This window comes from Sorangium sp. So ce1504, assembly GCF_051521635.1.
GTDB lineage: Bacteria > Myxococcota_A > Polyangia > Polyangiales > Polyangiaceae > Sorangium > Sorangium cellulosum_B.
In genome coordinates this window covers 10,742,403-10,751,749 of the sequence record NZ_CP150365.1, presented here as the reverse complement: position 1 = coordinate 10,751,749, position 9,347 = coordinate 10,742,403, and the positions used below count along the sequence as shown (strand labels likewise).

At 72.4% G+C, this 9,347-nt stretch carries 6 protein-coding genes; all 6 read left to right on the top strand.

Going from position 1 to position 9,347, the window contains the following annotated elements; all coding sequences use genetic code 11:
- The first annotated feature begins 239 nt into the window (after positions 1 to 239).
- The gene (locus WMF39_RS40445; protein WP_437741778.1) at positions 240 to 1,220 is read left to right on the top strand and encodes a hypothetical protein; all 981 of its coding nucleotides are present in this window, start codon (positions 240 to 242) and stop codon (positions 1,218 to 1,220) included.
- A 269-nt stretch (positions 1,221 to 1,489) separates the two neighbouring features.
- Positions 1,490 to 1,849, top strand: coding sequence for a hypothetical protein (locus tag WMF39_RS40440; RefSeq protein ID WP_437741777.1), 360 nt, complete (start codon positions 1,490 to 1,492; stop codon positions 1,847 to 1,849).
- A gap of 228 nt (positions 1,850 to 2,077) precedes the next feature.
- Positions 2,078 to 2,467, top strand: a complete 390-nt coding sequence (locus WMF39_RS40435) for a nuclear transport factor 2 family protein (protein ID WP_437741776.1) — start codon at positions 2,078 to 2,080, stop codon at positions 2,465 to 2,467.
- A 94-nt stretch (positions 2,468 to 2,561) separates the two neighbouring features.
- Complete coding sequence (locus tag WMF39_RS40430; RefSeq protein ID WP_437741775.1) at positions 2,562 to 6,731, top strand: nSTAND1 domain-containing NTPase; 4,170 nt, start codon at positions 2,562 to 2,564, stop codon at positions 6,729 to 6,731.
- A 130-nt stretch (positions 6,732 to 6,861) separates the two neighbouring features.
- Entirely contained in the window at positions 6,862 to 7,860 is a 999-nt protein-coding gene (locus WMF39_RS40425; protein WP_437741774.1) for an ADYC domain-containing protein, read from the top strand.
- Between the two features lie 259 nt (positions 7,861 to 8,119).
- A complete protein-coding gene (locus tag WMF39_RS40420; protein WP_437741773.1) occupies positions 8,120 to 9,331 on the top strand; it encodes a ferritin-like domain-containing protein in 1,212 nt (403 codons plus the stop codon).
- Positions 9,332 to 9,347 lie beyond the last annotated feature (16 nt).

The window sequence follows — 9,347 nt, the reverse complement described above, 5'->3', positions numbered from 1 at the left end:
AGGTCGCCGTGGCCGGTGTAGACAACAGCCGCAGCACCGTAACAGAGCAGATCTGCGCGCCCGTTGGCCAGCCCGTCGCGCGGCGTCGGGCGGCGGACCGCCTGGGGAACGCTCGGATCGGTTCGAGCATGCACGCGGGGCTCGTCCTCGGAGGGCGGCACGACCATGCCCGCCGGCCGTCGTGAGTCTCCGGGTCCCCGGCGCACCCAGGCTCACGCAATTACGCGCGTCCTGCCGGAATGATCTCTCTATTTCTGCCGAGGAGAGTGGTTATTTCAAGTGCGCTTGTGCCCGAGCATCGATATCAGAGCCGTGTGGGAAAGCTGGACCGGTTCGCGAAGCAGACGTTCGCGGAGGAAGCGGTGCGGGTCACGGGCGGCGCCGCCGAATGGCAGGAGGCGCCCGAGGTTCGCCTCGATCGGGTGCAGGCCGACGGCTACCTCCGGGTGCTGCGGCCCGACGGCCTGGCTCCCCTGGCTGCGCCATGGCCGGAGGCTCGGGGACATGACGAAACGCTCGTCGAGCTGAAGATGCCCGGCGATCACGTGGACGTGGTGGAGCTCAAGCGGGCGCTGCTGCGCCGGCAGGCGCGGGAGGTCGAGCGGGTCGAGGAGCGCGTCCCGCCGTGGATGGGGGAGGAGCCGCTGTGGTTCGTCGCTCCCCACGTGCCGTCGTGGCTCCACGGCGTGCGGGCGCTGGAGCGGTTTGCGCCAGGCTGTTACCGCATCGGCCCCTCGCCGTTTCAGTTTCTCTGGATCGCGGCCAACGAGCTGCCGCTGCGGGACGAGCTGGTGCCGTTCCTGGTGGCGCGCTCGGGACGGGCCCTGGACGATTTCGCCCGGTGGGTCGCACCGCGGCGGGAAGTGGAATGGGTGCTCTCCATGCTACAGTACATGCCGATGTCACCGTGGACCCAGGAGGAATTGAAGCGGCGGTTCGCTCGCTCCGATGATCCGGAGATCGAGGCGCGCCGGCAGGGGATCCTGCGCACCTTGCTCGCGGATAGCCCGGAGGTGAAGGAGGAGCTCATCGAGGAAGGCCAGCAGGAAGGCCGGCTGATCGAAGCGCGCGCCGCGCTGCGCACGGTGCTGGCGCGGCGTGGGCTCGCGCTCAGTCCCGCGCTGGAGGCGCAGATCGACGGCTGCGTCGACATGCCCACGTTGCACCGATGGCTTGAGCAGGCCGTGACCGCGGCCGGTGCAGAGGAAGCGCTGACGTAGATCGCGACACCTCGCGGCAGCCGCCTCCTTCAGCGTGACGAGGGAGACACCGACTGCCCCATGGCGCGGGACAGCAATTGGGCCTTGCGACGCAGAGCCGCTCCTGAAAACTTTCGTGGGGGCGTTCACGAGACGCGACGATCTGGAGAGACCTGGCCCGGCGGCTTCGGTGGACCAATCGATTGATAGTTCGGTGGGCAGAGGCACCAGTGAAACGACGGTTTCGGGAGGAATACGATCACAGCCCGAGACCCATCACTCCGGGTTCGGTGACGATCCTCCTCGTCGCCTGTCCGCGCTGCTGCGAACGTGCCGAGTTGGCCCGCCGCCATGAGCCGCCCCAGGAGGCGCTGAGCTGCTCGCGATGCGGGCACATCGAGCAGAACCCGAGCGGGTATCGGTACTGGCTTCGGGTCGCGTGCTGCGGCCACACCCTCCATGCGATCAACAGCCATCACCTCGCGCTCCTGGAGATCTACATGGCCTGTCCCCTGCGCGAGCGGCTGCGGATGCATTGGGCCGACCGCGACTACCTGGCCACGCTACCCCGGTGGATGTGTCTCGCCAAGAACCGCAAGAGGGTTCTCCGCGGTATACGGGCCTTGCGGAACAAAATCGTTGATTCATGATCGGGTCGATGGCTACGCGGTTGACGCGGCCTCATGAACCGAATTGAAAGATGCGCCTGTTCGCGCGCCCCGCGATGCGCCCCAAGGCCTTCGGACCCCCAGGCCGCCGCCGTCCGATGCCCGCGATCCTGCCGGCGCCGTCCGCCACGCCCCACCTCGTCGCGGCCTGACTTCACCGTCGACGGCGTCAGGGCGCACGGGTAACACTGCGTGGAGCCGCGGACCTCCATGACCGACGAACACCCCGCCTTCGGGCAAGCCATCCGTGACGTCATGGAACGCCGCGCCCGCGCCCTGGTGAAGCGCGACCTCGCCGAGCTCGCGCTTCTCCTTGCAGACGACTTCTCGTACGTCAATTCCCAGGGGACCCTCTGGGGCAAGGCCGAGTACCTGACGGCGGTCGAGGGGGGCGCGCTGCGCTGGAGCGCGCAGACCGCGGAGGAGGTCAGCGTGCGCAGCTACGGCGAGCTCGCCGTGGTGACCTGCGTGGTGCGCGACGAGGGGACCTGCCACGGCGAGCCGTTCAGCGCGCGGTTCCGCTCCACGCAGGTCTACGCGTGCCGCGAGGGCGTGTGGCGCTACATAGCGGGCCAGTCGACGGGCCTGGATCAGGGTTGAGCGCGGGTGGACTGCGCGGCGTCGGGCGGCGGACCCCACAGGGGACGCTCGGCTCGAGTATAGTCCCCGGGCGCTTGGCGCGAGGCGGGCCCTCGTGAAAGAGAAGATTGCTTCAACCCTCTCGCAGGCCATCCTGCGCCCCGGCGGCGCGGAGACGCAGCCGCGGGCGGGCGACGTCCTGCCGCCGTCGAGCGTAGGCCCGGAGAGCCTCGCCCCGTCGAGCCTCGCCCCGTCGAGCTTCGGCCCGGAGAGCCCCGGCCCGTCGAGCTTCCACCCGCCGACCCGGTTCGAGGAGTACCGGCTCCTCCAGAAGCTCGGCAGCGGCGGCATGGGCGACGTCTACCTCGCGCACGACACGCTGCTCGACCGCATGGTCGCGGTGAAGTTCATCCGCGCGGCGACCGCGGACGCCGAGGTGCGCGCGCGTCTGCTCGCCGAGGCGCGCGCGGCCGCCCGCATCCAGCACCCGAACGTCGTCGCCATCTTCCGCGTGGGCGAGCTCCGGGGACGGCTGTTCGTCGTCTCGGAGTTCGTCCGCGGTCAGAGCCTCGACCGCGTCGACATACCGATGCCCTCGCGCCGCGTGCTCGAGCTCGGCGCGGGCCTCGCGCGGGGCCTCGCGGCCGCCCACCGCCGGGGGGTGCTGCACCTCGACATCAAGCCGGCCAACGCGGTCCTCACCGCGGAAGGCGAGGCGAAGCTCCTCGACTTCGGCCTCGCAAAGCTCCTCGAGCCGGCGGCGCGGCCCGACACGCGCGGGGCGCGATCCGACGTCCCAGGAGGACGATACGACATCCCTTTCGTGCGATCCGACGTCCCAGGAGGGCGATCGGACATGCCCGGAGGGCGATCGGACATGCCCGGAGGGCGATCGGACATGCCCGGGACCCGATCGGACATGCCCGGAGGGCGATCCGACGCGCTCGGCGAGGACGCGCTCTCTGGCGGCGAGGCCCTGCGAGGAGCGCATGGCGACGCCGACGCGGCGATCCCGCCGGGCGATGAGCCGCTCGAGGGCGAGTTCCGCGAGGCGGCCGAGATGGCGGCGCGCCTGCTCGACGTGACGACGAGCGTCGGCGGCGGCACGCCCCACTACCTGCCGCCCGAGCTGTGGCGCGACGAGCTCGCGACGCGCCGCTCCGACGTGTACTCGCTCGGCGCGCTGCTCTTCGAGCTCTGCGCCGGCGTCCCGCCGCACGACGACGTGCCGATGACCGAGCTCCCGCTCGTCGTCCAGACCGAGGCGCCCCGGCCCCTCGGCGCCCTCGCGCCGGGCGTCGATCCGCGGCTCGCGGCCGTCATCGAGCGGTGCCTCGAGATCGACCCGGCCGACCGCTTCGCCTCGGGCGACGAGCTGCGCGACGCGCTCGAACAGCTGCTCGCCAGGAGCCGCCACGCCTCCGTCGCCCCGGAGGGCAACCCCTACCGCGGGCTCCTCGTCTTCGATCTCGAGCACCGCGCCGTGTTCTACGGGCGCAGCTCCGAGACGGGGACGATCCTCGACCGGCTCCGCTCCGAGCCCATGATCGTCGTGGCCGGCGACTCGGGCTCGGGCAAGTCCTCGCTCTGCCGGGCCGGCGTGCTCTCGCTCGTGCTCGAGGGCGCCCTCGGCGGCGGGCGCGCCTTCCAGGCAGCCATGATGGTGCCCGGCCGGCAGCCGCTCGCCGCGCTGGCCGCCGCGCTCGAGCCGGTCCTCGGCGCGCCCGCCGAGCGCATCGCCCAGGCCGTGCGCGCCGCGCCGGGCTCCCTCGCCCGCGACCTCCGCGCGCGCCTCGGGGAGCGCGGCGGGCTCGTGCTGTTCATCGACCAGATGGAAGAGCTCGCGACGCTGAGCAGCCCGGGCGAGGCGGCGCTCGTCGGCGAGGTGCTCAGCGCCTTCGCGGCGCGCTCGCCCTCCCTGCGCCTGCTCGCCACGGTGCGCGGCGACTTCCTCGCGCGCGTCGCCGGCATCTCCGGCCTGGGCGACGACATCGAGCGCGCGCTTTACCTGCTCCGCCCGATGTCGGCGGACAAGCTCCGCGAGGCGATCACCGGGCCGGCGCTGGCCAAGGGCGTCGCGTTCGAGTCCGACGCGGTCGTCGACGCGCTCGTCGAGTCCACCGCGCGCGCCGAGGGCGGGCTGCCGCTCCTCCAGTTCGCGCTCGCCGAGCTCTGGGACGCCCGCGCCGCGCCCGACGCGCCGCTCAGCAGCGCCGATCTCGCGCAGATCGGCGGGGTCGAGGGCGCGCTCGCCCGCCACGCCGATCGCGTGCTCGGCCGCATGCCGCCCGAGGTCCACGCGGCCGCGCGGCGGCTGCTCGGCGCGCTCATCACCCCGCAGGGCACGCGGGCGCGGCGCGCCGAGGGCGAGCTCGCGGAGAAGGGCGGCGACGGGGCGGCGCGCGCCGCGCTCGACGCGCTCGTGCAGGGTCGCCTCCTGTTCGCGCGCGAAGGCGAGCAGGGGACGGTCTACGAGATCGCCCACGAGGCCCTGATCCACGGCTGGGGGACGCTGCGCCACTGGCTCGAGGAGCAGCGCGAGCAGCGCGCGACGCGCCAGCGCCTCGACGCCTCGGCCGCCGAGTGGGAGCGGCTCGGTCGGCGCCGCGACGCGCTCTTCAGCGCGCGCCAGCTCAAGGAGGCGAGGGACCTCGACCCGGCCGACCTGCCGCCGCGCGAGGCGGCGTTCCTGAGGGCGTCGCGGCGCGCCGTCCTGACGCAGCGCGTGGCCAGGTGGGCCCTCGTCGTGGGCGTCCCGCTCGTCGCCGCGCTGCTCTACGGCGCGCTGGAGCTCAGGGCGGCGCGCCAGCTCGCCGCGCGGGCGGACAGGAAGATCCACGAGGCCGCGCTCACCTCGTCCGCCGCGGCGATCGAGCGCGCCGAGGCCGAGGCCATCCGCGCGGAGGCGCTCTCGGCGTTCGATCGCCGGCGCCGCGACGAGGGGGAGGCGCTCTGGGAGCGCGCGCAGGGTCGCGCCGCCGAGGCCGAGCGGCTGCAGCTGCAGGTGAGCCAGAAGCTGGAGGCGGCGCTCACGCTCGACGGCGCCCGCAACGACGCGCGCGCGCGGCTCGGCGACGTGCTCTACGAGCGCGCGCTCGCCGCGGACACGCGCGGCCACGCCTCGCTGCGCGACGAGCTGCTCCAGCGCATGACCACGTACGATCCCGACGGCGCGCGCCGGCAGCGATGGAACGCGCCCGCAGAGGTCGCCATCGAGACCGATCCCCCCGGCGCGGACATCACGCTGGAGCGGTACGAGAGCGACGCGGAGGGGCGCCGGCAGCTGACCGGCCAGCGCCTGCTCGGGACGACGCCCTTCGCGAGCATCGCGCTCGCGCAGGGCTCCTACCTGCTCACCTGCGAGGCGCGGAATCGCACCATCGTGCGTTATCCGTTCCTGGTCCAACGCGGAGAGTCATTGAAGCTCTCCATCCCGCTGCCGCACGCCGGGGACGTTCCTCCCGGGTACATCTACATCCCGCCGGGCCGGTTCCTCTTCGGCGCCGCCCTCGACGACATGTACCGGTGGGCGTTCCTCTCCACCGTTCCTCTCCACGAGATCCGCACAGGCGCGTACCTGATTGCGCGACACGAGACGACGTTCCAGGAGTGGCTCGACTACATCCAGGAGCTCCCGAAGGAGTCCCGCGGCAGCTCGTCCATCCAGGCGGGCAACGGCGCCATGACAGGCGCCCTGGGGCTGCGTCGCCTGCCAAGTGGTGTGTGGCAGCTCACGATTCAGCCCACGGTCCAGGCGTATACCGCGCGGGCAGGAGAGCCGCTCGTGTATCCATCGCGGGCGGTCCGCGCGCAGCAGGACTGGCTTCGTTTCCCCGTCACGGGCATCTCCTTCGCTCAGGCCACCGAGTATGCCGCGTGGCTCCACAGGACAGGCCGCGTGCGCGGAGCCCGCCTCTGCAGCGACTACGAGTGGGAGCGCGCGGCGCGGGGCGCCGACAGCCGCATCTTCCCGCACGGGGACAGGCTGTCTCCCGGCGACGCCAACTTCGATGAGACCTACGGCAAGGAGAGCTCCACGATGGGGCCGGATGAGGTGGGCTCCCACCCCGCCTCACGTAGTCCGTTCGGGGTCGATGACATGGCGGGGAACGTGCTGGAGTGGGCCATTTCTTCGATCGAGACCGACAAAGTGCTGTTGCGAGGTGGTGCTTATATCTATGATCAAACCTCGGTCCGAAGTGACAACCGGACCGTCGTTGATGGCACCTTCCTCGACCCGGTGATCGGGCTCCGCATCTGCGCCTCGTTCCCTCCACCACCGTGAAGGCGACGAGGCCTGCGGCGCTCGAGCCGCCGCGGGCTTCATCGCTCGCGTGATCGGGGCCCGACCGCCCGAGGGAAGACCGTCGATGCGCAAGGCGTCACGGCTTTAGCGGCAGCGTTCGGAGGCGATCATGTTGAAGCGAGGGTTCCTGGCAGGGGCGATGGTCGGGCTCAACTCCCTCGGCGCCGGTTGCGCCGCGGACATCGACGGCGGCGAGGACGAGGAAGCGCTGGCGGAGAGCTCGTTCGCGATGAGCACGCTCAACGGCGTGAACCTCAACGGGGTCCGCTTCAACGGGGTTCGCTTCAACGGGGTCCGCTTCAACGGGGTCCGCTTCAACGGGGTCTCGCTGGACGCGACGACGCTGGTCGGGACGCGCGAGGGCGACGGCGCGCCGGTCGCCGGGGCCGACTTCATCGGCGCGGACGTCGAGGCGGTCCTGGACGATGGGTCGTCGGTGCTCGTCCGCGTCACGAACGTCGTCGAGCGCGACGGGATCCAGTACTACACGGTGAAGTACAGCGCCGGCCCCGGGGTCTGGGTGAACATCTGCGGCGAGGGCCTCGATGCGATCCCGGTGAAGGGGACGTGGAACGCGGTGACGGGGGTCCACTCGGACGACGGGGGCATGTTCACGTTCGCCTGTCAGGGCGCGGCGATCGGGAAGTGCGCGGAGTGGGGCTACAGGGAATGGGTGACCGAGGCGGAGTGCAATGCGAGCGGCTGCGAGGACAGGGATCTCTCGTACTTCCATCAAGCGTGCATCCGCATGGTGCGCGCGGACTACTGCGGCGACGGCGTGCCGCACACCCAGACCGGGACGGCGATCGACGTCTGGGATGCGCTCGGCATCCAGACCGAGACCGTGGACTCTGGCATGAGCCTCGAGGCCGAGTGGACGGCGGACGGCGCCGCCTGCATCAAGCACACCCGGTGGACGGGCCCCGGCGGCAGCAATCCGGATCGCGACTACATCCTGGCGCATTGCCCGGAGCGGTGGGGCGGGGACGATCCGAGCTGCGGCGGGAGCACCTCGACCTTCCACAAGGAGAACGGCTTCACGACGCCGCTCGGCCAGCGGCGCATCCTGCGGAACGCGTCGTTCACGACCAACGTGAGCCCCCTGTAGGCGGCGCCGTCGCGCAGGTCCGGGCGCGGCCACGGTCGCGCCCGGGCGGGGCAGTGCCGGAGTGTGTCAGCGCTGCGGCGTGACGATCGAGGGGGGCCGCTGCGCTCCCCGCGAAAACCGCTGGTCTCGACGCGATCGCGCCCCGCGCGGCGGTGGACCATGTCTTGCGATGGGGGCTGGAGCGTCAGGTACAAGCCGCCCTGTTCCGAGCTCCTCGCCGTGCTCATGAGGCAGCGGGCAGGGGCTGGAGGTGCACGTCATGCTGCTCGACCGATCCTTTCGACGAACGCTCATCGCCCGTCTCTTGCAGAGCGCTGGCCCCTCGGCGGCCGCAGCGCTCCTCGTCGCAGCGCCGGGCTGCGGAGAGGCCGCGGCCGAGGCCGAAAGCGCCCAGGAGTTCCGTTGCTTCGATTGGTTCGACGAGCTCGGGGCTTGCCTGGACCGCGAGGCGGCGCTGGAGGAGTTCATGACCATCTACCGGCCCTGCGACGGCAAGGACAGAGAGCTGGAGAAAGACACGATCGTGTCGGTGGAGAGCGACGCGACCCGCCGTGACGGCGCGTGCTGTTACGAGGTGATCGTCGAGGAGAACACCCTCGACTGCGCCGCGGTGGGACGGCCCTTTTCCCTGGACGGGCACCACCTCACGGCAGCTCCGCGGCCGGCCGAGGCGGGGTGGCTCGCGCGTGCGACGGCGAGCGGCGCCGGTGGGCAGCAGCCTTCGCTGGCGGATCTGACGGACGAGGAGCGGGAGACGCTCGCCGGGGGATGGCTCCGGAGCGCGCTCGAGGAGCACGCGTCGGTGGCGTCGTTCGCGCGCTTCGCGCTGGATCTCATGGCGCACGGCGCGCCGTCGTCGCTCGTCGAGGCGGCCCACATCGCCGCGCTCGACGAGGTCGGTCACGCCCGCCTCGGGTTCTCGCTCGCGTCCGCCTACCGGGGCGGCCCTGTCGGTCCGGCCGCCTTTCCGATGCCGCCGGCGGTGCCGATCGCCGCGGATCTCGCGGCGCTGGCGCGCGCCGCCGCGGAGGAGGGCTGCGTCGGCGAGACCGTGGCCGCGGTGATCGCGGCGGAGCAGCGCGCCCGCGCCGAGGATCCCGCGGTGCGGGCGGCGCTCGAGGTGATCGCGGAGGACGAGGCGCGGCACGCCGAGCTCGCCTGGCTGACGGTGGCGTGGGCGATCGGGGCCGGCGGCGAGCCGGTGCGCCGCGCCGTGGCCGAGGTGTTCGAGGCCGCCGCGGCGTCGCTCGGGCGTCCGCCCCCGCCCGGGGCCGAGCCGGGCGGCGGCCGCGCCGCGGCCGGCGGCCGCGCCGCGGCGCTCGTGGCGCACGGGCACCTCGCCGTGGCCGAGATGCGCGCGCTGCAGGACGCCGCGCTCGCCCAGGTGGTGCTGCCGAGCGCGCGCGCGCTGGGGCTTTGGAAGGCCTCGGCCGTTCAAGGGTCAGGTCGGCCGGCGGCGAGCGCGTCGTAGGAGCGCGCCGGCCAAG